Origin of the sequence: Mesorhizobium sp. M5C.F.Ca.IN.020.32.2.1, assembly GCF_004023105.1 — a bacterium.
In the GTDB taxonomy this organism is placed as follows: domain Bacteria; phylum Pseudomonadota; class Alphaproteobacteria; order Rhizobiales; family Rhizobiaceae; genus Mesorhizobium; species Mesorhizobium wenxiniae.
The window spans coordinates 1-484 of record NZ_RZSX01001648.1 but is presented as its reverse complement, the minus strand read 5'-3'; the positions used below and the strand labels follow the sequence as shown (position 1 = coordinate 484).

At 63.8% G+C, this 484-nt stretch carries 1 protein-coding gene; it reads left to right on the top strand.

Going from position 1 to position 484, the window contains the following annotated elements:
- Window positions 1-9 precede the first annotated feature (9 nt).
- Window positions 10-484 (top strand): rhomboid family intramembrane serine protease (locus EOA86_RS37950; RefSeq protein ID WP_164892474.1); only part of this gene is annotated, 475 nt, incomplete at its 3' end.

Sequence of the window (484 nt, the reverse complement as noted above, 5' to 3'; positions counted from 1 at the left end):
GCGAGGCATATGAGCGATCCAGCAGGCCCATCGGAAATGGAACAGGGCGAGGGCGGACCTGTCGGCCGAGAGCCGGAGCGTCTTCGCGAGCCGGTATTCAACATGCCGCCGGTTGTGCTGGCGGTGATCGGCATCTGCGTCGTCGTTCATCTGATCCGGCTCTACTGGCTCACCGAGGACCAGGATTTCTCCCTGCTGATCCGGACCGCCTTCATTCCGATCCGCTATTCCGGTCGCTTCGACCTCGATTTCTACGCGTTTTCGAGCCCCTTCACTTATGCCTTCCTGCATGGCGGCTTTGCTCATCTTGCCGTCAACATGGTGTGGCTGGCGGCTTTCGGCTCACCGCTGGCGAACCGCTTCGGCGCGCTTCGTTTCAGCCTTTTCTTCGCGGCGACGGGGCTGGCGGCGGTGCTGCTGTTCTGGGCCGTGCATCCGCTCGGCCAGGCGCCGCTGGTCGGCGCATCGGGGGCGATTTCCGGCA